This is a genomic window from Geodermatophilus sp. SYSU D01106, assembly GCF_054049995.1.
Genome location: NZ_JBJGYM010000006.1, coordinates 105,172 through 125,898 on the forward strand (window position 1 = coordinate 105,172; position 20,727 = coordinate 125,898).

At 74.6% G+C, this 20,727-nt stretch carries 18 protein-coding genes and 1 pseudogene; 15 read left to right on the forward strand and 4 right to left on the reverse strand.

Going from position 1 to position 20,727, the window contains the following annotated elements; all coding sequences use genetic code 11:
* The first annotated feature begins 10 nt into the window (after positions 1-10).
* From ACI78R_RS08750 to mnhG, 8 genes are all read left to right on the forward strand, one after another.
* The gene (locus ACI78R_RS08750; protein WP_457040395.1) at positions 11-1,114 is read left to right on the forward strand and encodes an L-dopachrome tautomerase-related protein; all 1,104 of its coding nucleotides are present in this window, start codon (positions 11-13) and stop codon (positions 1,112-1,114) included.
* A 139-nt stretch (positions 1,115-1,253) separates the two neighbouring features.
* The gene (mbhE, locus tag ACI78R_RS08755; RefSeq protein WP_457040396.1) at positions 1,254-3,593 is read left to right on the forward strand and encodes a hydrogen gas-evolving membrane-bound hydrogenase subunit E; all 2,340 of its coding nucleotides are present in this window, start codon (positions 1,254-1,256) and stop codon (positions 3,591-3,593) included.
* Complete coding sequence (locus ACI78R_RS08760; RefSeq protein ID WP_457040397.1) at positions 3,590-4,114, forward strand: MnhB domain-containing protein; 525 nt, start codon at positions 3,590-3,592, stop codon at positions 4,112-4,114. The genes mbhE and ACI78R_RS08760 overlap by 4 nt, the downstream gene beginning before the upstream one ends.
* A complete protein-coding gene (locus tag ACI78R_RS08765) occupies positions 4,111-4,494 on the forward strand; it encodes an NADH-quinone oxidoreductase subunit K (protein ID WP_457040398.1) in 384 nt (127 codons plus the stop codon). Before ACI78R_RS08760 ends, ACI78R_RS08765 begins: the two co-directional genes overlap by 4 nt.
* Positions 4,491-6,050 carry a Na+/H+ antiporter subunit D gene (locus tag ACI78R_RS08770; RefSeq protein WP_457040399.1) on the forward strand — a complete coding sequence of 520 codons (1,560 nt, stop codon included), beginning with the start codon at positions 4,491-4,493 and terminating at the stop codon, positions 6,048-6,050. The genes ACI78R_RS08765 and ACI78R_RS08770 overlap by 4 nt, the downstream gene beginning before the upstream one ends.
* A complete protein-coding gene (locus ACI78R_RS08775; RefSeq protein WP_457040400.1) occupies positions 6,047-6,571 on the forward strand; it encodes a Na+/H+ antiporter subunit E in 525 nt (174 codons plus the stop codon). The genes ACI78R_RS08770 and ACI78R_RS08775 overlap by 4 nt, the downstream gene beginning before the upstream one ends.
* Positions 6,568-6,828 carry a monovalent cation/H+ antiporter complex subunit F gene (locus ACI78R_RS08780; protein ID WP_457040401.1) on the forward strand — a complete coding sequence of 87 codons (261 nt, stop codon included), beginning with the start codon at positions 6,568-6,570 and terminating at the stop codon, positions 6,826-6,828. Before ACI78R_RS08775 ends, ACI78R_RS08780 begins: the two co-directional genes overlap by 4 nt.
* A complete protein-coding gene (mnhG, locus tag ACI78R_RS08785) occupies positions 6,825-7,202 on the forward strand; it encodes a monovalent cation/H(+) antiporter subunit G (protein WP_457040402.1) in 378 nt (125 codons plus the stop codon). The genes ACI78R_RS08780 and mnhG overlap by 4 nt, the downstream gene beginning before the upstream one ends.
* Positions 7,203-7,223: 21 nt before the next feature.
* Here the strand turns inward: mnhG and ACI78R_RS08790 are convergent, their stop codons facing one another.
* Both ACI78R_RS08790 and ACI78R_RS08795 read right to left on the reverse strand, forming a co-directional pair.
* Positions 7,224-7,406: a hypothetical protein gene (locus ACI78R_RS08790; protein ID WP_457040403.1), complete on the reverse strand. Its 183-nt coding sequence runs from the start codon at positions 7,404-7,406 to the stop codon at positions 7,224-7,226.
* A complete protein-coding gene (locus ACI78R_RS08795) occupies positions 7,403-7,810 on the reverse strand; it encodes a phage holin family protein (protein ID WP_457040404.1) in 408 nt (135 codons plus the stop codon). The genes ACI78R_RS08790 and ACI78R_RS08795 overlap by 4 nt, the downstream gene beginning before the upstream one ends.
* 221 nt (positions 7,811-8,031) lie before the next feature.
* Here ACI78R_RS08795 and ctaD point away from each other — a divergent pair, with 221 nt between their 5' ends.
* From ctaD to ACI78R_RS08830, 7 genes and pseudogenes are all read left to right on the forward strand, one after another.
* A complete protein-coding gene (ctaD, locus tag ACI78R_RS08800; protein WP_457040405.1) occupies positions 8,032-9,780 on the forward strand; it encodes an aa3-type cytochrome oxidase subunit I in 1,749 nt (582 codons plus the stop codon).
* 28 nt (positions 9,781-9,808) lie between these two features.
* A pseudogene (gene fdh, locus ACI78R_RS08805) lies at positions 9,809-13,105 on the forward strand (formate dehydrogenase).
* Positions 13,102-14,127, forward strand: coding sequence for a 4Fe-4S dicluster domain-containing protein (locus ACI78R_RS08810; RefSeq protein ID WP_457040406.1), 1,026 nt, complete (start codon positions 13,102-13,104; stop codon positions 14,125-14,127). The pseudogene fdh and the gene ACI78R_RS08810 overlap by 4 nt, the downstream one beginning before the upstream one ends.
* Positions 14,124-15,131 carry an NrfD/PsrC family molybdoenzyme membrane anchor subunit gene (nrfD, locus tag ACI78R_RS08815; RefSeq protein WP_457040407.1) on the forward strand — a complete coding sequence of 336 codons (1,008 nt, stop codon included), beginning with the start codon at positions 14,124-14,126 and terminating at the stop codon, positions 15,129-15,131. Before ACI78R_RS08810 ends, nrfD begins: the two co-directional genes overlap by 4 nt.
* 410 nt (positions 15,132-15,541) lie before the next feature.
* On the forward strand, positions 15,542-17,911 hold the full coding sequence (locus ACI78R_RS08820) for a molybdopterin oxidoreductase family protein (RefSeq protein WP_457040408.1): 2,370 nt from the start codon (positions 15,542-15,544) through the stop codon (positions 17,909-17,911).
* On the forward strand, positions 17,908-18,393 hold the full coding sequence (locus ACI78R_RS08825; RefSeq protein ID WP_073420139.1) for a hypothetical protein: 486 nt from the start codon (positions 17,908-17,910) through the stop codon (positions 18,391-18,393). The genes ACI78R_RS08820 and ACI78R_RS08825 overlap by 4 nt, the downstream gene beginning before the upstream one ends.
* On the forward strand, positions 18,390-19,031 hold the full coding sequence (locus ACI78R_RS08830; protein WP_457040409.1) for a hypothetical protein: 642 nt from the start codon (positions 18,390-18,392) through the stop codon (positions 19,029-19,031). The genes ACI78R_RS08825 and ACI78R_RS08830 overlap by 4 nt, the downstream gene beginning before the upstream one ends.
* Here the strand turns inward: ACI78R_RS08830 and ACI78R_RS08835 are convergent, their stop codons facing one another.
* Entirely contained in the window at positions 19,032-20,057 is a 1,026-nt protein-coding gene (locus tag ACI78R_RS08835) for a hypothetical protein (RefSeq protein ID WP_457040410.1), read from the reverse strand.
* A gap of 11 nt (positions 20,058-20,068) precedes the next feature.
* Positions 20,069-20,725 (reverse strand): hypothetical protein, encoded by a 657-nt coding sequence (locus ACI78R_RS08840; RefSeq protein WP_457040411.1) that lies wholly within the window; start codon positions 20,723-20,725, stop codon positions 20,069-20,071.
* Positions 20,726-20,727 lie beyond the last annotated feature (2 nt).

The following is a 20,727-nucleotide window of genomic DNA, read 5'->3' on the forward strand; positions in this document are numbered from 1 at the left end:
GGGTGGCCCGGTGAGCGGGCAGCCGGCCGTCTCCGAGGCCCTCGGCGAGCTGGAGGTCGTCCACCTCTTCGACGACGCCATGCCCACCGGCGTCACCGTCTCCCACACGGGGCGCGTGTTCGTCTGCTACCCGGAGTGGGGCGACGACGTCGCGTTCACCGTGGGGGAGCTGCGCGACGGCGAGGTGGTGGCCTACCCGTCGCAGGATCTCAACGACAGCCGGTCCGACGACGACGCCGAGCGCTTCGTCAGCGTGCAGAGCGTCGTCGTCGACCCGGCCGATCGGCTGTGGGTGCTCGACACCGGCAGCCCGGTGTTCCGGCCCACGTCGCCCGGCGGGCCGAAGCTGGTCTGCGTCGACCTCGCCACCGACACGGTCGTGCAGACGATCACCTTCCCGGCCGACGTCGCGCTGGAGACCACCTACCTCAACGACGTCCGCTTCGACCTGCGGCGCGGGGAGGCCGGGGCCGCGTTCATCACCGACTCCGCCGACCAGGGGCCCAACGCCGTCATCGTGGTGGACCTGGCGTCGGGGGAGTCCTGGCGGCGGCTGCACGAGCACCCGGGCACCAAGGCGCTGACGCCGCCGGACCTGCGGATGGTCGTCGAGGGGCAGACCTTCTGCGAGCGCTCGGAGGACGGCTCGACCGCGCCGGTGACGATGGGCGCCGACGGCATCGCGATCGCCGCCGACGGCAGCCGGCTGTACTGGTGCCCGCTGGCCTCCCGGCGGTGGTACAGCGTCGCCGTCGACGCGCTGCTCGACCGCTCCCTCGACGACGACGCGGTGGCCGCCACCGTGCTCGACGAGGGGGACAAGGGCGGCGCCGGCGACGGGATGGAGACCGACGACGCCGGCCGGCTCTACGTCACCGACGGCGAGCACGACGCGATCCACCGCCGGCTGCCCGACGGCAGCTGGGAGACCGTGGTGCACGACCCGCGGCTGCTGTGGCCGGACACCATGTCCGTGGCCGCCGACGGGCACCTGTACGTCACGGCCAACCAGCTGTACCGGCAGGCGAGGTACCGCGGCGGTGAGGACCAGCGCCGCCGTCCCTACGTGCTGTTCCGGACGCCGGTCGACGCCGGCCCCGTCCGGCTGCGCTGACCACGGTCGGGCCGCCGGCCGGATGCCCGCACGCCGCGTGTGGGCGCCCGGGCGGACGGGCACCAGCGGGTGACCACGCGGGAGGAGCCACGATGCGTTCCCACGGCCTGCCCGGCCTGACAGCGGTCCGCTGACGTCCGTGGTCGTCCTCCTGGCCGCGCACGTGGTCCTCGCAGCGGTCGCGGCGGGGACGGCCCGCCGGTTCGGGTCCCGCGCGCTCGTCGTGGGGGCGGTGGCCCCGGCGGCGTCGTTCGCGTGGCTGGTCGCCGCCGCGTCCGACGTCCTCGCCGGACGGCCCCGGGAGGAGGCGCTGAGCTGGGCGCCCGCGCTGGGTCTCGAGGTGCCGCTGCGGCTCGACGGGCTGTCCCTGCTGCTCGGCCTGGTCGTCACGGGGGTCGGGACCCTGGTGCTGCTCTACGGCGTCCGCTACTTCGCCGACCGCCGGGACGGGATGGCGCGGACGGCGGGCGTGCTGGTGTTCTTCGCCGGCGCGATGCTGGCGCTGGTCCTGGCCGACAACGTGCTCGCGCTCTACGTGGCCTGGGAGCTGACGACCGTCTGCTCCTTCCTCCTCATCGGGGACGGCGGCCGCGACCGCTATTCCCGGTCGGCGGCGACCCGGGCCCTGCTCGTGACCACCGGCGCCGGCTTCGCGCTCCTGCTCGGGCTGCTGCTGCTCGCCGACGCCGCAGGCACCTACCGGCTCTCCGCCGTCGTCGCCGCCCCGCCGACGGGTGCGCAGGCCGCGACCGCTCTCGTCCTGGTGCTGGTCGGGGCGTTCGCCAAGTCGGCCCAGGTGCCGTTCCACCCCTGGCTGCCCGCCGCCATGGTGGCCCCGACCCCCGTCAGTGCCTACCTGCACGCCGCCGCCATGGTGAAGGCCGGTGTCTACCTGGTGGCCCGGCTCGCCCCGGGTCTCGCCGAGGTGCTGCCGTGGCGGCCGGTCGTCCTCGCCGTCGGGGTGGCGACCATGCTGCTCGGCGGCTGGCGTGCCCTGGCCCAGACCGACCTCAAGCGCCTGCTGGCGTACGGCACCATCGCGCAACTCGGGTTCCTCGTCGTGCTGCTGGGCGCGGGCACGCGTACCGCGGCCCTCGCCGGGGCCACCATGCTGCTGGCCCACGCCGCGTTCAAGGCGACGCTCTTCTGCGTGGTCGGGGTGATCGACCACGAGGCGGGGACCCGGGACCTGCGCGAGCTCAGCGGGGTCGGCCGCCGGGCGCCGGCCCTCGCCGGAGTGGCCGGGCTCGCCTGCCTGTCCATGGCCGGCCTCCCCCCGGCCCTCGGGTACCTGGGCAAGGAGGCGGCCCTCGAGGCCTTCCTCGAGCCCGGTGCCGGTCACGGCTGGGTGCTGGCCGGCGTCGTCGCCGGGTCCGTGCTGACCGTCGCGTACACGCTGCGCTTCCTCTGGGGGGCCTTCGCCGACCGGCCCGGCGTCGACGACCGGCCGGAGCACCGCCCCCCGTTCTCGTTCGTCGCGCCGGCGGCGGTCCTGGCGGCCGCCGGCGTCGTCGCCGGTCTCCTGCCGTCGGCGGTCGACACCCTCGCCGCCGGGTACGCCGACGGCCACGCCGCCGGGGCCGGGTACCACCTGGCGCTCTGGCACGGCGCGACTCCGTCGTTCTGGCTGTCGGTGCTGACGCTGGCGGGCGGGGTGGTCGTGCACGTCCTCCGGGACCGGTTGGCCGCGGCACGGCGCGCACTGCCCGCGGTGCCGGACGCCGAACGGGCTCAGGACCGGCTCGCGGGGGCGCTGCTCACCGGGGCCGGGGCGTTCACCCGGCGCACCCAGGTGGGGTCGCTGCCCGGCTACCTCGTCGTCGTCCTGCTCGCCGTCTGCGTCGGTCCCGGCGGGGTCCTCCTGTTCTCCGTGGGCCTCCCCGACCGCCTGCGCGCGTGGGACGTGCCGGCGCAGGCCGTGGTCGGCGCGGCCGTCGTCGTGTGCGCGGCCGGTGTGGTGCGGATCCGCCACCGGATCACCGCCGTCCTCGTCCTCTCCGCACTCGGGTTCTGCGTCGCCCTGCTCTTCCTCGTGCACGGCGCCCCGGACCTCGCCCTGACCCAGCTGCTCGTCGAGACGCTGACGCTCCTGGTGTTCGTGCTGGTCATCCGGCGGATGCCGGCGGAGGTCCGCCGGCCACCGCGGCCGCTGTCGGGGCTGCGTGCCGCCGTCGCCCTGCTGGTGGGCGCCTTCGCCACCCTCGCGACCCTCACGATCAGCGCCCGGCATGTCCCGTCCCGCTCCACGGAGGGCTACTTCGCCGAGGCTCCCGGCGAGGGTGGGCCGAACGTCGTCAACCTGGTCATCAGCGAGTTCCGTGCGCTGGACACCCTGGGGGAGGTCACCGTCGTCGCCCTCGCGGCGACCGGGGTGGCCAGCCTGGTCCTCGTGACCGGCCGGCTGCGCGGCACCCCCCGGGGCGGCCACACCCCGCCGGCGGCGGCCGAGCGGGAAGCCGAGCGGGAGGAGGCGTCGTGAACGGCGACCACGGCGGCCCGTCGGCCGCGCCGCGGGACCGGCTGCTGCCGGCGGCCGACCGGCAGGACCCCGGCGAGCGCTCGCTGTTGCTGGAGGTCCTCGCCCGGCTCGCCCACCCGACCGTCCTGCTGCTGGGCGTCCACCTCCTGGTGGTCGGTCTGCACCACCCGGGAGGCGGCTTCATCGCCGGTCTGGTCGCCGGTCTGGGTCTCGTCCTGCGCCGGCTGGCCGGGGGACCGGAGGGGCTGGCGGCGGCGACGCCGGCACCGGCGGGCCTGCTGCTCGGTCTCGGGCTCCTCCTGGTCTCGGGATACGCCGCGGTGGGGGTCGTCGTGGCCGACGAGCTGCTGGCGGGGACGGTGTGGAGCCTCGACGCGGGGTTCCTCGGCACCGTGGAGGTCCCGTCCTCGCTCGTCTTCGAGCTCGGGACCGCGCTCGTCGTCGTGGGTCTCACCCTCGACGTCCTGCGGACCCTCGGTGCCGACGAGCCCTCCGACGAGGACGCGGAGGAGGCGGCATGAGCTCGGGCAACGTGACACTGGCCGTGGTCGTCGGCGTCCTGTTCGCCGGGGGCAGCTACCTGCTGCTGCAGCGCAGCCTGCTGCGCGTCGTCCTCGGCTTCGTGCTGATCGGGCACGGCGCCAACCTGGTGCTGCTCGTCGCCGGTGGCCCGGCGGGACCGGCGCCGGTCGTGGGGGAGACGGCACCGCAGGAGGCCGCCGACCCCCTGCCGCAGGCGCTGGCGATCACCGCCGTCGTCATCACGCTGGGGGTCACGGCCCTGTTGCTGGCCCTCGCCGACCGCAGCGTGACCCTGCGCGGGGACGACGACGTCCCCGATGCGGTGGAGGACGCCCTCGCGGTCGACACCGGGCGGTCCGGGGTCGAGGACGACCGGTGAGCGCCACCCTGCTGCTGTCCGTGCCGGTGGTCTCGCCCCTCCTCGGGGCGGCGCTGTCGCTGGTGCTCAGCCCCCGCCCGGCGGCCCAGCGGGTGCTCGGCCTCGGAGTCCTCGTCGCGGTCCTCGTCGACGCCGCGGTCCTGGTCTCCGTCGTCGACACCTCGGGCCGGCAGGTCCTCCTCGCGGGCGGGCACGCGCCGCCGCTGGGCATCGCCCTGGTCGCGGACCGCTTCTCGGCACTGGCACTGCTGGTCGCGGTGGTGGTCTGCATCGCCGTGATGCTGTACGCGCTCGGGCAGGGCAGCGCGGAACAGCGCATCGAGAACGTGCCGTCGGTGTTCCACCCCGCCTACCTGGTCCTGCTCGCCGGGATCTCCCTGGTCCTGCTCACCGGCGACCTGTTCACCCTCTTCGTCGGCTTCGAGGTCATGCTCATGGCCAGCTACGTGCTGACCACCCTCGGGCCGACGGCGGAGCGGGTGCGGGCCGGCATGGTGTACGTGACCACGAGCCTCACCGCGACGCTGCTGCTGCTCACCACGATCGGGCTGGTCTACGCCCTGACCGGCACCGTGAACCTGGCCCAGCTGGCCGGCGCGGTGCCCCGGCTGGACGACGGGCTGCAGCAGTTCCTCGGTCTCATGCTGCTCGTCGTCCTGGGGATCAAGGCCGCCATGGTGCCGCTGCACTGGTGGCTGCCCGACAGCTATCCCGCCGCACCGGCCCCGGTGACCGCGGTCTTCGCGGCGCTGCTGACCAAGGTGGCCGTCTACGCCGTCGTCCGCACCCAGACGCTGCTGTTCCCCCGCGACGAGCCCTGGGTGCTGCTGCTGGTCCTGGCCGCGGCGACGATGCTGGTGGGGGTCCTCGGCGCTCTCGTGCAGGACGAGCTCAACCGGGTGCTGTCGTTCACCCTCGTCTCCCACATCGGCTTCATGCTCTTCGGCCTGGCGATGTCCTCGGTCGCCGGTCTCACCGGGACGATCCTGTACTTCGTCCACCACGTCACGGTGCAGTCGGCGCTGTTCCTGACCGCGGGCCTGGCGGAACGCCGGCGATCCGGTACCGCCCTGGCCGAACTGGGAGGACTGGCCCGCACCGCTCCGCTGGTCGCCGTCCTGTTCCTGGTGCCCGCGCTGAGCATCGGGGGAGTGCCGCCCCTGGCCGGGTTCATCGGCAAGCTCGCCCTGCTGCAGGCCGCCGTGGGGACCGGGGCGGGGCCGGTGCTGGCGGTGGCCGGTGTCGCGCTGGTCACCAGCCTCCTCACGCTGGCCGCCATGAGCCGGGTGTGGGTGCGCTCCTTCTGGGGCGAGCCCCCCGCGGAGCCACCCGCCGGGCCCCCCGGGCAGGAGCCGGACGGGGACGCCGGGACGGCGACGGTCACCCGCCGGGCGAACGGGCTGATGGTCGCGGGCGCGGCGGTCGCCGTCGCGGCGGGGCTGACCCTCGCCGCCGCAGCCGGCCCGCTGTCGGCCTACGCCGGCCGGGCCGCGGCCGACCTCGTCGACCACGAGGGGTACCGGGCCGACGTGCTCGGGGACGGGGGGACGTCGTGAACGGCAGGCTCCTGCACGTCGGCTGGCTGGTGCTGGTCTGGGTGCTCCTGTGGGGCAGCACCGCCCCCGTCGTGCTGGTGTCCGGACTGCTCGTCGCGCCGCTGTGCCTGGCGCTCTGCCGGCTGCCGGACGTCCGGCCGCGGTCCCGCCCGCGGCCGGTGGCCTGCCTGCGGGCGCTGGGCCGCTTCGTGGTCGACCAGGCGACGTCCACGGTCGCGGTCGCCCGGGCGGTCCTGCGGCGCGGGCCGGCCACCCGTTCGGCCGTCGTGGCGGTGCGGCTCCCCGAGCAGGGGGCGCCGCCGTCGGACCTGCTCCTGTCCACGGTCGCCGACCGCCTGTCGCTGGTCCCGGCGACGCTCGTGGTGGACGTCGACCGCCCGAGCGGCACCCTCTACGTGTTCGTGCTGGACGTGGACGACGACGCCGGCGTCGACGCGGCCCGCGCGGACGCCGCCCGCGCCGTGGCCGAGGTCCTCGCGGCGGCCGGACGCACCGCACCGGACCGGGAGGGGCACCCGTGACCGCGGTCCTGCTCGCCACCGGCGCGCTGCTGCTGGTCGCCGGGGTGCTGACCCTGGTGCGGCTGTTCCGGGGCCCCACCCTGTACGACCGGCTGGTCGCCGTCGACGTGCTCACCGTCGTCGTGCTGGGCGGCATCCTCGTCGAGGCCCTGTGGCGCGGACGGACCCCCGACGTGGTGCTGCTCGTGGTGGTCGCCCTGCTGGCCTTCCTGAGCACGATGTCGGTGCTGCGCTTCGACGTCGAGGAGCGGCGGTGAGCCCGGGTGAGGTCGTCGCGTCGGTGCTCCTGCTGACCGGTGCCCTGCTCGCCGTGCTCGCCGCCCTGGGGCTCCTGCGGTTGCCCGACGTCGGTGCGCGACTGCAGGCGGCGAGCGTCCTGCAGGGGCCCGGCCTGGCGCTGCTGGCGGCCGGGGCGGCGGTCCTGGCCCCCGGCGCGGACGCCTGGAAGCTGGTCCTGGCCGTGCTGTTCCAGCTGGCGACCGCGCCGGTGCTCGCCCACCTCATCGGGCGCGCCGCCCACCGGGCCGGGGTCGGGGAGCCGCTGGTCCGCGACGACCTGGGGGCGCGAGTGGACCGGGCCGGGCCTCCGACTGGCGGACCGGCCGGAGGGGGCGCCTCCTCGCCGGAGTGACCGGCCCTCGTCGTCCCCTGGTCAGCGCAGCGCGATGCCGCCGCCCTGCCCGCGGCCGTCGGGGTCGAGCCCGAGCTCCCGGAGGAGGTCGGCGTCCCGGACGGTGTCGACCTCGACGTCGAGCTCCTCCGCCGCGCGCCGGGCCTCCTCGGCGCGCCCGGCGGAGCTCAGCGCCTGGACGACGTGTTCGCGGTCGGTCCTCACGGGGTGCCCCCGCGGGACGTGGCCGCGCGGACGTCGGCGCGGACGCTGGCCGCCGTCCGCTCCGGCAGCAGCGACCCGACCTGCCGCAGCTCCTCGCGCGCCGTGGCCGCCAGCGCGGCGGCGCCCCCGCCGTAGAGCAAGGTGGCCACCGCGGCCGCGGTGGGCGGGGACAGCCGGCGCTCGAGCAGCCGCACGAGCAGCGCGCTGGAGGTGCCCACGGCCAGGACGCCGAGGCCCGCGGCCCCGCCCAGCAGCGCGCCGGCCCGTCCCGCGCGCCGCGCCCTGGCGGTGATCTCGGCGCGGGCCTGGGCGAGCTCGTCGCGGACCAGCGTCGTGACGTCGTCGGTCAGCGACTGCAGCAGGTCGGCCGTCGAGGCGCTCGCCGGCGGGGGGCTCTCGGTCATGGTCGACGCCTACCCCGTGTCGTGGACCGGAACCGGCATCCCGGGACGGTCGTGCCGGAGGCCGGGAAGCGGCACCGCCCCGGCTCGCCATCGGTCGCCGATCGGCCTACGGTCGCGCTGGACGCGGAACCGACGCCCAGACCCGGCGTGCCGCGGGACCTCCGAGCAGCGCGCCGCCCGGCCGCGCGCTGCAGTCGGGAGAAGACAGCAGCGTGACGGCGATGGCGCCGCAGCCGGTCGTGCTGCGGTCGGGGACGATGGAGCCGCCGCGGCGCGGTGGGCGGATCGTCCGGCTGCTGGGGACGACCGACCACAAGCAGATCGGCCAGATGTACCTGGCCACCACGCTGGCGTTCTTCCTCGCCGCCGGGTTCATGGCGATGCTCATGCGTGCCGAGCTCGGGCAGCCGGGTCTGCAGATCCTGTCCCCGGAGCAGTACAACCAGCTGGTCACCATGCACGGCACGGTGATGCTGCTGCTGTTCGCCACCCCGCTGGCCTTCGGCTTCGCCAACGTCGTCCTGCCGCTGCAGATCGGCGCTCCCGACGTCGCGTTCCCACGGCTGAACGCCTTCTCGTACTGGCTGTTCCTCTTCGGCGGGCTGATCGTCATGGCCGGCTTCCTCACGCCCGGCGGTGCGGCCGACTTCGGCTGGTACGCCTACACCCCGCTGTCGACGTCGGCGCACTCACCCGGGCCCGGCGGTGACCTGTGGGCGATGGGCCTGGTGGTGTCCGGGCTCGGCACGATCCTTGCCGCGGTCAACATGATCACCACGGTCGTGTGCCTCCGTGCGCCCGGCATGACGATGTTCCGGATGCCGATCTTCACCTGGAACATCGCGCTGACCAGCCTGCTGGTGCTCTTCGCCTTCCCGGTCCTCACCGCCGCGCTGCTCGCCCTGGAGGCCGACCGGAACCTCGGCTCGCTCGTCTACTCCGACGAGAACGGCGGCCCGATGCTGTGGCAGCACCTCTTCTGGTTCTTCGGCCACCCCGAGGTCTACATCGTCGCGCTGCCGTTCTTCGGGATCGTCACCGAGATCATCCCGGTGTTCGCCCGCAAGCCGTTGTTCGGCTACAAGGGGATGGTCGGCGCCACGATCGCCATCTCGTTCCTGTCGGTGACGGTGTGGGCGCACCACATGTTCGCCACGGGCGCGGTCCTGCTGCCCTTCTTCTCCCTGCTCACCTACCTGATCGCCGTGCCCACCGGCATCAAGTTCTTCAACTGGATCGGCACCATGTGGCGGGGCCAGCTGACCTTCGAGACGCCGATGCTCTGGTCGGTCGGTTTCCTGGTGACCTTCCTGCTCGGTGGCCTGACCGGGGTCCTGCTCGGCAGCCCGCCGGTGGACTGGCACGTCAACGACAGCTACTTCGTCGTCGCGCACTTCCACTACGTGCTGTTCGGGACGATCGTCTTCGCCGCGTTCGCCGGCATCTACTTCTGGTTCCCGAAGATCACCGGCCGGATGATGGACGAGCGGCTGGGCAAGCTGCACTTCTGGCTGACCTTCGTCGGCTTCCACACGACCTTCCTCGTGCAGCACTGGCTGGGCACCCAGGGCATGCCGCGCCGGTACGTCGACTACCTGCCCACCGACGGGTTCACGACGCTGCACGTCATCTCGACGATCGGCTCGTTCGTCCTGGGCGCCGCGACGATCCCCTTCCTGTTCAACCTGGCGCGGTCGTGGCGGCACGGGGCGCCCGCGTTCCGGGACGACCCCTGGGGACACGGCAACTCGCTGGAGTGGGCCACGTCCTCGCCGCCGCCGCGGCACAACTTCACCGCGATCCCGAGGATCCGGTCCAACCGCCCGGCCTTCGACGCCCACTACCCGCACCTGCGGGACAAGCTCCACGACGAGGCCTACGCCACGGTGTTCGGCCGCAAGCGCCAGGCGTCCCTGGAGGAGCGGTCGTCGGGACCCAAGGAGACCGCGGCCGACCCGGACCCCCGCTGATGACCACCTCCGACCGAGAGGACCTCGCATGAGGACCTGGCTCGACAGCTGGCCGGTGTTCCGCCAGCTCACCGGACCCGACCCCACCGGGCGGGGGGAGTCCGCGCGCAGCCGCGGCACCGAGGAGCTCACCCCGCGCACGGCCACCGCGGACCGCGTCGTGCAGAGCATCTGCCCGTACTGCGCGGTGGGCTGCGGCCAGCGGGTGTTCGTGCAGGACGAGCGGGTCACCCAGATCGAGGGTGATCCCGATTCGCCGATCAGCCGCGGCCGGCTGTGTCCCAAGGGCGCGGCCAGCCGGTCGCTGGTGACCAGCCCGACCCGGGTCACGACGGTCCGCTACCGCCGGCCGTACGGCACCGAGTGGGAGGACCTCGACCTCGACACGGCGATGGAGATGATCGCCGAACGCGTCATCCGGACCCGCCGCGAGACCTGGCAGGACGAGGTCGACGGCAAGCGGGTCAACCGGACCATGGGGATGGCGAGCCTCGGAGGGGCGACCCTCGACAACGAGGAGAACTACCTCATGAAGAAGCTCTACACGGCCATGGGCGCGGTCCAGGTCGAGAACCAGGCGCGCATATAGCACTCCTCCACGGTCTCCAGTCTGGGGACCACGTTCGGTCGTGGCGGCGCCACGATGTTCCAGCAGGACCTGGTCAACGCCGACTGCATCCTCATCGAGGGCTCGAACATGGCCGAGGCCCACCCCGTGGGCTTCCAGTGGGTGATGGAGGCCAAGGCCCGCGGGGCGACGGTCATCCACGTCGACCCCCGGTTCACCCGCACGAGCGCGCTGGCCGACGTCCACGCGCAGATCCGCGCCGGCACCGACATCGCCTTCCTCGGCGGGCTGATCAACTTCGTGCTCGAGAACGAGCGGGACTTCCGCGAGTACGTCGTCGCCTACACGAACGCCGCGGCGATCCTGCGGGAGGACTTCCGCGACACCGAGGACCTCGACGGCTTCTTCTCCGGGTGGGACCCCGAGACCCGCGAGTACGACGAGACCAGCTGGCAGTACGAGGGCGCGGCGATGACGGCGGCGTCCGGCCAGCGGCAGGCACCCCAGCCGGGGGCCTCGGGCTCGGGCGGGTCCGACGAGAACGCCCATCCGCACAGCGGCGAGGACCACGAGGTGAGCCGGTCGGAGGAGGCCGGCAGTGGCGGGACGACGATCGGCGGCAAGCCGGAGCGTGACGAGACGCTGCAGCACCCCCGGTGCGTCTACCAGGTGCTCAAGCGGCACTACTCCCGCTACACGCCGGAGAAGGTGTCGGAGATCTGCGGCATCGAGCCGGAGACCTTCCTGCAGGTGGCCGAGGCGCTCACCGCCAACTCCGGCCGGGAGCGGACCAGCGCCATCGTCTACTCGGTGGGCTGGACCCATCACACGGTCGGGGTGCAGTACATCCGCACCGCCGGTGTGCTCCAGGCGCTGCTGGGCAACATGGGCCGCCCGGGCGGCGGCATCCTGGCGCTGCGCGGGCACGCGTCGATCCAGGGCTCGACCGACATCCCGACGCTGTTCAACATCCTGCCCGGCTACATCCCGATGCCCCACGCCCGCCAGCACGACAGCCTCGACGACTTCGTCGGTGAGGCGGCCGGCTCGGTCGGGTTCTGGGGCAACATGCGCAGCTACACGGTGAGCCTGCTCAAGTCCTGGTGGGGTGACGCCGCGACCGCGGAGAACGACTTCGCCTTCGGCTACCTGCCCAAGCTGACCGGCGACCACAGCTCGTACCAGACGATGGCCGAGCAGATCCAGGGCAACGTCCCGGGCTACTTCGTCGTCGGCGAGAACCCGACCGTCGGGCACGCCAACGCGAAGATGGCGCGGCTGGGCCTGGCCAACCTCGAGTGGCTCGTCGTCCGCGACCTGCAGATGATCGAGACGGCCACCTTCTGGCAGAACGGCCCGGAGCTGGAGACCGGGGAGCTCTCCACGGAGAGCATCCCGACCGAGGTCTTCTTCATGCCCGCCGCCACGCACGTGGAGAAGGAGGGCAGCTTCACCAACACCCAGCGGCTGCTGCAGTGGCGGCACAAGGCGGTGGAGCCGCCGGGCGACTGCCGCAGCGACCTGTGGTTCTACTTCCACCTCGGCCGGCGGATCCGGGAGGAGCTGGCCGGCTCGACCGACCCGCGCGACCGCCCGCTGCTGGACCTCACGTGGGACTACCCGACCGAGGGCGAGCACGAGGAGCCCAGCGCCGACGCCGTCCTGCGGGAGATCAGCGGCACCGGGCCCGACGACCGCGCCGTCTCCGGCTACACCGACCTCCGCGACGACGGCAGCACCCGCTGCGGCTGCTGGATCTACTCCGGCGTGTACGCCGACGAGGTCAACCAGGCCGCCCGGCGCAAGCCGGGCCGGGAGCAGGACCTGGTGGCCCTCGAGTGGGGCTGGGCGTGGCCCATGAACCGCCGCACCCTGTACAACCGGGCCTCGGCCGACCCCGAGGGCCGGCCGTGGAGCGAGCGGAAGAGGTACGTGTACTGGGACGCCGAGGCCGGCCGGTGGACCGGTCCCGACGTCGCGGACTTCGAGTCCCACAAGCCCCCGGACTACGTGCCGCCGGAGGGCGCGACGGCCGAGGACGGCATCGGCGGCGCCGACCCGTTCATCATGCAGAACGACGGGAAGGCCTGGCTGTTCGTACCGTCGGGGCTGGCCGACGGGCCGATGCCGACGCACTACGAGCCGGCCGAGTCCCCGGTGCCCAACGCGCTGTACCCGGTGCAGGCCAACCCGGCGCGGCACGAGGTGCGCGGTGCCTGGAACAGGCCCAACCCGGCCCTGTCGGAGGAGTTCCCCTTCGTCGTCACCACCTACCGGCTGACCGAGCACCACACCGCCGGGGCGATGAGCCGCACGCTGCCGTACCTGTCGGAGCTGCAGCCCGAGCCGTTCGTCGAGGTGAGCCCCCAGCTCGCGGAGGAGCGGGGCCTGGAGCACCTGGGCTGGGCGACGCTGGTCAGCGCGCGCAACGCCATCGAGGCGAAGGTGGTCGTGACCGAGCGGATGCGCCCGATGCGGGTGGCCGGCCGGGAGGTGCACACCGTCGGGCTGCCCTACCACTGGGGCCCCAACGGCCTGGTCACCGGCGACCCCGCCAACGAGCTGCTCGGCGCGGTGCTCGACCCGAACGTGCACATCCAGGAGTCCAAGGTGGCCACCTGCGACATCCGGCCGGGGCGGCGTCCCCGCGGCCCGGCACTCGTCGAGTACGTCGAGGGCTACCGGCAGCGATCCGGAGCCGGGAGCGGCCGGCTCGGCCCGAACGGGCGCGCCCCGATCGAGATGAGGAACACGTGACCACCGTCAGCTCCGTCGGGCGGGCCCTGTCCGGGGACGACCCGCGCCACACCCTCTACGGGCCGGTGCCGGACGTCACCGGCGACAGCGGCTACGCCGGGGACCACCCCACCCGGCTGGGCTTCTTCACCGACACCTCGATCTGCATCGGCTGCAAGGCCTGCGAGGTGGCGTGCAAGGAGTGGAACACCCTCCCGATGGACGACGCCCACGGCCGGGTCGACGCCCTCGGACTGACGGGGGAGTCCTACGACAACACCGGGATGCTCGGCGCCAACAGCTGGCGGCACGTCGCCTTCGTCGAGCAGAGCCGCCCGGTCGACCTGCCGATGCCCTCCCTCGGGCCACCGGGGGTGCGGCCGCTGACCGACCCGCCGGTCACCGCCCCGGAGGTGCCGGCGTCGGCGACCACGGCCGAGCAGACCGACCCGCAGCGGACGGCGTCCGGCGATCGGGAGATCCGGTGGCTGATGAGCTCCGACGTGTGCAAGCACTGCACGCACGCCGGCTGCCTCGACGTCTGCCCGACCGGGTCGCTGTTCCGCACCGAGTTCGGCACGGTCGTGGTGCAGGAGGACATCTGCAACGGCTGCGGCTACTGCGTGCCGGCCTGCCCGTACGGCGTGATCGACCAGCGCGAGGACGACGGCCGGGTCTTCAAGTGCACCCTCTGCTACGACCGCACCATCGACGGGCTGCAGCCGGCCTGCGCCACCGCCTGCCCGACGCAGTCGATCCAGTTCGGCGACCTCGACGAGTTGCAGGCCCGCGCCGACGCCCGGCTGGCCGCGCTGCAGGAGAAGGGTGTCGAGGGCGCCCGGCTCTACGGCCGGGACGAGGACGACGGCGTCGGCGGCGCGGGCGCGTTCTTCCTGCTGCTCGACGAGCCGGAGGTCTACGGCCTGCCGCCGGACCCGGTGGTCACCACCCGCGACCTCCCGGCCATGTGGCGGCACGCGGCCGCCGGGGCGCTCGGCCTCGTGGGCCTGGTCGCCTCGGCGTTCCTCCGGCGGCGCGGGTGACCGCCGGCGGGCAGCCGGGAGCCGGCTGGCGGCGGGCCGACGGCGCCCCCGCGCAGCGGCGCGAGCGGCGCTGGAGGAGGGGCGGCGGTGAGCTCTCGGGGGTGGAGGAGGCCGAGTTCACCTCCTACTACGGCCGCCCGGTGGTCAAGGCGCCGGTGTGGAAGCAGCCCGACGTCCCGCTGTACCTCTTCCTGGGCGGTGCCGCGGGGACGTCGTCGCTGATCGGGGTGCTGGCCGACGTGACCGGCCGGCCGGGCCTGCGCGCCGTCGCCCACCGGACGGCCGCGGGCGCTGCCCTGGCCTCGGTGGGGTGGCTGATCCACGACCTCGGCCGACCCGCGCGCTTCCTGCACATGCTCCGGGTGTTCAAGCCGACGTCGCCGCTGTCGGTCGGCTCGTACATCCTGGCGCCCTTCAGCGCGCTGACCACCGCCACCGCCGGGGCGGAGCTGCTCGGGTGGTTCCCGCGGCTGCTGCGGGTGTCCAGCGCCCTGGCCGCGGTCTTCGGCGGTCCGATGACCACCTACACCGCGGTGCTCCTCGCCAACACGTCCACCCCGTCGTGGCACGAGGCGCACACCGAGCTGCCGTACGTGTTCGCCGGGTCCGCCGCGGCGGCCGGCGGGGGGATCTGCCTGGCCTTCGCCCCGCTGGGCGAAGCCGGCCCCGCGCGCACCGTCGCGGCGGTGGGCGCGGCGGTCGAGCTCGGGACGATGCACCGGGTCGAGTCCGGGCACGGCCTGCTGTCGGAGCCCTACCGCACCGGACGTGCCGGCACCCTGCTCCGCCTCGCCCGCGCGTGCACCGCGGCCGGCGGGCTGCTCGCTCCGTTCACCCGACGGTCGCGGGCGCTGTCGGTGCTCAGCGGGACGCTGCTCGCCGCCGGGTCGGCACTCACCCGGTTCGGCGTGTTCGACGCCGGGGTGGCCAGCGCGAAGGACCCCCGCTACACGGTCGAGCCGCAGCGCGAGCGGATCCGGGCCCGCGAGGCAGCCGCGCGGTGAGGAGGTAGGGCCCGGCGCGGGAGAGCGGCTACGCATGCCCCGGACCCCGGACCCCGGACCCCGGACCCCGGACCCCGGACCCCGGACCCCGGACCCCGGAACGGCACCGCGCCTCAGCAGCCGTGGACGCCCTCGTCGTGCTCCGGCCTCGTCGCGGCCCGGCATCCCGCCGCTGCGCCGCCGGTATCCGGCGGTGCAGGGGGGAGCACGCGGGGTTCGGGTCGGCTCACGATCTCGATCCCCGGAGCCGGTTTGCCGGCGGCGCCGGGCGGTGAAGGCTCCGAGCGGGCCCCGAACGGGCGCCGTGCCACCTGTCGCACGAGGGGACGGACATGCCAGGCATCGACCGGATCGCCGAACCATGGGGAACGCGGACCCCGTACGGGCCGGGGGAGGAGTGGCCGACGCGGGTGGACCAGCACCTCGCCGACGGGGTCGGCGAGGACGACGTCGACCGGTGGGTGCAGGCGGCGTCGATCCTGCACAGCAACGGCGACGCGATGGACGTCGCGGTCAAGGACGGCCGCATCGTCGGGGTCCGGGGCCGGGCAGTCGACCGGGTCAACCGCGGCCGCCTCGACCCCAAGGACCTCTACGGCTGGCAGGCGAACGGCTCGCGTGAGCGCCTGACCCGCCCGTTGGTGCGCCGGGACGGCCGGCTCGTCGAGACCGACTGGGACACCGCCATGGACCTCGTCGTCCGGCGCACCCGGGAGCTGCTCGACGAGCGGGGGCCGGGGTCGATCGGCTTCTACAACACCGGCCAGCTGTTCCTCGAGGACTACTACACGCTCGGCCTGATCGCGCACGGCGGCATCGGGACCATCCACGTCGACGGCAACACGCGGCTGTGCACCGCGACGGCGGCCGCTGCGCTCAAGGAGTCCTTCGCCAGCGACGGCCAGCCCGGCTCCTACGCCGACATCGACTCCGCCGACGTCATCTGCCTCTACGGGCACAACATGGCCGAGACCCAGGTGGTCACCTGGACGCGGGTGCTGGACCGGCTGGCCGGCCCGAACCCGCCGCGGGTCGTCTGCGTCGACCCACGCGAGACGCCGGTGGCGCGGGCGGCGACCGTCCACCTCGCCCCCCGGCCGGGGACCAACGTCGCCCTGATGAACGGCCTGCTGCACGAGATCGTCCGCAACGGGTGGATCGACCGGGAGTACCTCGACGCCCACGTGGTGGGGTTCGACGAGCTGGCCGAGCGCGTCGCGGAGTACCCGCCCGACGTGGTCGCCGGCATCTGCGACGTCCCCGCCGACCGGATCCGCGAGGCCGCCCGCGTCATCGGCACCGCCGAGCGGCTGCTGTCGACGGTGCTGCAGGGCTTCTACCAGTCCCACCAGGCCACCGCGGCCGCCGTCCAGGTCAACAACGTGCACCTGGTGCGCGGCATGCTCGGCCGCCCCGGCTGCGGGATCCTGCAGATGAACGGCCAGCCGACCGCGGAGAACACCCGCGAGGCCGGCGCCGACGGCGACCTCCCGGCGTTCCGGAACTGGTCCAACGACGCTCACGTCGAGGACCTGGCCCGCATCTGGAACGTCGACCCGGCGCACATCCCGCACTACGCCCCGCCGACCCACGTCATGCAACAGCTCCGGTACCTCGAGGAGGGGTCGATCCGGATGTTCTGGGTCATCTGCACCAACCCGGCGGTGTCCCTGCCCGAGCTGGCCCGCATCCGGTCGATCCTGTCCCAGGAGCGGCTGTTCCTGGTCGTGCAGGACATCTTCCTGACCGAGACCGCGCAGCTGGCCGACGTCGTCCTCCCCGCCGCCACGTGGGGGGAGAAGACCGGCACCTTCACCAACGCCGACCGCACCGTGCACCTGACGGAGAAGGCCGTCGACCCGCCCGGCGAGGCGCGGCCGGACATGGACATCCTCATCGACTTCGCGAACCGGCTCGGCCTGAAGGACAAGGACGGCGCCCCGCTGGTGAAGTGGTCCGACTACGAGGGCGCCTTCGAGGCGTGGAAGGAGTGCAGCCGCGGCCGGCCCTGCGACTACACCGGCATCACCTACGACAAGCTGCGCGGCGGCAGCGGCATCCAGTGGCCCTGCACCGACGAGGCGCCCGAGGGCACCGAGCGGCTCTACGCGGACGGGCGGTTCTTCGCCGACCCGGAGTACTGCGAGAGCTACGGCCGCGACCTGATCACCGGCGCCCCGCTCGAGCCCGACGAGTACCGGTCGATGAACCCCTCGGGCAAGGCGGTCATCAAGGCCGCCGAGTACCTCCCGCCGCACGAGGAGCCCAGCGCCGAGTACCCGTTCGCGCTCATCACCGGCCGCACGCTCTACCAGTTCCACACCCGCACCAAGACCGGCCGCGCGCCCCAGTTGCAGGCCGCCGCCCGGGAGGTGTGGGTGGAGATGTCCCCCGGCGACGCCGACCGGCTGCGGGCGCGGGAGGGCGACCTGCTCGAGGTCACGACGCCGCGCGGGCGGGTGCGGGCCCGGCTGCGGATCAGCGGCATCCGCGACGGCGTCGTCTTCCTGCCCTTCCACTACGGCTACTGGGACGCGCCCGGCCGCCGGGGGCGGGCGGCCAACGAGCTCACGCCGACCGACTGGGACGCCGCCTCCAAGCAGCCGATCTTCAAGACGGCGGCCGCCCGGGTGCGCCGGGTGCGCTGGTCGCGGCGCGGCCGGTCCGCGGCACCCACCACCACCGCCTCCGCGCCCGCCCGCGGCGGCGTCCCGCCGACCCGCGGCGGACCCGCCGCCGAGGTGCAGGAGACCCTGCCGGCCGCGGGAGGTCCGCGGTGAACCTCGGCCTGGCACTGGAGGAGCTGCACCGCTCGGAGAACCACCTCGCGCACCAGCTGCTGGCCGTCGCCGAGCGGCACGAGGCCGACCACGAGCTGTTCCACCTCGGCCGCGACCTGGCCCGCTGGTCGCAGGACCACGTGCGCCGGCTCGCGCCCTTCGGCCCGCGCTACGGCGTCGACCTCGACCCCGAGCCCGCCGGCGAGCCACGGCTGGTCGCGCGGCTGTACGAGGCGGTCAGCGACCGCCTCGGCCGGCGCTCGGCCCCGGCCCTGCTCCTGCTGCGCGACCTGCGCAGCCTCCACCTCGCGGCCGTCGGCGTGTCCGTCGACTGGGAGATGGTCGCCCAGGCGGCGCAGGGCCTCGAGGACACCGAGCTGCTCGCCCTCGCGCGGCGGTGCCACCCGGAGACCCTCCGCCAGGCCCGCTGGGCCAACAGCCGCATCAAGGAGTCCGCGACGCAGGTCCTGGTGACGGGGTGAGCGAGGCCGGCACGCGCGTCGTCCTCCGGCCCGTCGCCACCCCGCTCCCGCTCGGCTTCCTCGCCCTGGCGCTGGCGACGACGGCCTTCGCCGCCGTGCAGCTCGGCTGGGTGCCGCCCCCCGAGGGCCGGGTCGCCGCCCTCACCGCGCTGGCGGCCACCGTGCCGCTGCAGCTGCTGGCGTCGGTGGTCGGCTTCCTCGCCCGCGACCCCGTGGCCGCCACCGGCATGGGTGTCCTGTCCGGGACCTGGGGCGTCGTCGGGCTGACCACGTACACCTCGCCGCCCGGCGCGGTCAGCGCCGGGCTCGGCGTCCTGCTGCTGACCTCGGCCGTCGCCATGGCGGTCTCCGCGGTCTCGGCGAGCGCCAAGCTGGTCCCGGCCGCGGTCATGGGCCTGGCCGGCGTCCGGTTCGCCGTCACCGGGGCCTACGAGCTGACCGGCTCGCCGTCGTGGCAGTCGGCGGCCGGCTGGGTCGGGCTCGCGCTCGGGGGCCTGGCGGTCTACGCCGCGCTGGCGCTCGAGCTCGAGGGGTCGCACGGCCGCACCGTGCTGCCGCTCGGCCGCCGGGGCCCGGCGCGGGCCGCCGTCGAGCCGTCCGGGGTGGCGGGGGAGCCCGGGGTGCGGCCGCAGCTCTGATCAGGCCGCGGCGCCGTCCAGCGGGCCGGGGGCGACCGACTCGGCCACCCAGCCCGGCACGCTCGCCTGCCACGGTGCGGCCTCGTCGGGGTGGACGGCGCGCAGGATCCGGTGCCAGGTCAGCGCCCGCGCGAGCGGGGCGACCCGCAGCGCCAGGCCGGCCAGCTCGCGGAGCGCCGCCGCCTCGGCGAACTCCCGCCACGGCTCCAGGTAGGCGTCGCGCAGCCGCAGCAGCACCGGGGAGCCGGACGGCAGGTCGAGCGCGGCGGCGGCTCCGCGCAGCGGCACGAGCAGGGTGAGGAACGGGTGCGCCACCGAGGCGTCGCCCCAGTCGAAGAAGCGGAACCCGTCGCCGGTGACGAAGACGTTGCCGTCGTGCAGGTCGTCATGCTGCACCGACGCCGGCACCGGCCCGGCGGCCAGCGCCCGGCACAGCCCGGCGTACGCGTCCGCCCCGGTACGCAGCCGGTCGCGCAGCGCGGGGTCCAGGCCGTCGGGGGTGCCGGTGAGCAGCGCGTCGTCGTCGGCGAGCAGGGCGGCGGCGAGGTCCGGCAGCCGCTCCGGGCGGAGGTCGGGGACGTCGAGCGCCACCATCTCGTCCGCGTGCGCCGCGACCTCCACCTGCAGGCGGGCGTGGTCGGCCAGCAGCGCCTCCCAGGCGCCGAGGTCGCCACCGCGGCCGCTGGCCCGCAGCGTCGTCCCGCCGTCGGGCAGGAGCAGCAGGCGGCGGCCGGCGTCGACGGCCAGCGGCACCAGAACCCTGCCGGGGGCCCAGCCGCCCAGGGCCGCGGCCAGCGGTGGCTCCTGCGCCGACCCCGCGCCGACCGACTTGAGCCAGACGACGCCGCCGTCGGTGGGGATGCGGACCGCCGTCGACCAGGCCCGCACGTGCACCTGCTCCGGCGCGTCGGTGACGGTGCGCCCGAGCCCCGCGAGGCGTTCGCGCGCCCAGGCGAGGGCGGGGTCGAGCCATGCCGGGTCCCGCCAGGTGGCGGCCCCGGTCAGGACTGGCGCGCACGTGTCCACGCGGGGGCACGCTAGGGGACGGCCGAGCCGTCCCGGGAGCGCCCGTCGAGGAAGTAGGCGCCCAGGGCGCCGGCCAGCGTGGCGAACACGGCCACCGAGTACACCGCCAGCACCACCTCGAGAGCGCGGGCGAAGCCACCCCCGGCCGACAGCTCGGCCCCGGTGACCGTGGCCAGCGCGGTGTCGTGCAGCGCCTCGCCGTAGGAGCCGTAGGCGCCCAGGACGAACAGCAGCTGGCTCGCCGCGAGCACCACCACCCCGGTGACGGCGGCGAGCCAGCCGATGCGGCCGGTGAGCAGCCGCCCGGCCGACCGCGAGCCGCGCACCGCGGCCGACACCACCCCGCCGACCCGCGCCGCGCGCAGCAGCGTCAGCGCCCGGGCGAACCGCAGGAAGGGGAGGGCGAGGAAGAGCACCTGCCACCAGTTGCGCCGCCAGAAGGCCCGCTGGTCCCGTGCCCGCACGGCGCGGAACACGAACTCCGCGACGAAGACCGCCCAGAACAGCCACCCGAACACGGTCAGCGTGGTGACCAGCCACGGCTCGCGCGCCAGTGACTGGGCGAGGACGACGAGCACGAAGACCAGGCCGAGGACCCCCATCGGCCGGTCGAGCCTCCGGGCGAGGCCCTCCTCCCCGGCCGGGTCCCGGACCTCGCTCCCCGCCATCC